Source organism: Legionella lytica (assembly GCF_044626755.1).
GTDB classification, from domain to species: domain Bacteria; phylum Pseudomonadota; class Gammaproteobacteria; order Legionellales; family Legionellaceae; genus Legionella; species Legionella lytica_A.
Map to the genome: position 1 here is coordinate 1 of NZ_JBGORX010000045.1, position 223 is coordinate 223.

Genomic DNA, 223 nt, shown 5'->3' on the forward strand with positions numbered 1-223 from the left:
AATGTATGGTACACCAACTTGGCGTGACAATAGAATGTGTTCTCTAGTTTGTGGCATTGGGCCATCAGCTGCTGATACTACCAAGATCGCTCCGTCCATTTGCGCAGCACCGGTGATCATGTTTTTAACATAGTCAGCGTGTCCTGGGCAGTCTACGTGCGCGTAGTGTCTTGCAGATGATTCATATTCTACGTGAGCTGTAGAAATTGTAATTCCACGCTCT

The 223-nt window shown here is 46.6% G+C and carries 1 protein-coding gene; it reads right to left on the reverse strand.

What is annotated here, in order from left to right; all coding sequences use genetic code 11:
- A partial coding sequence (locus ACD661_RS17015) for a GTP-binding protein (protein WP_400189023.1) occupies window positions 1-223 on the reverse strand: 223 nt, incomplete at both ends.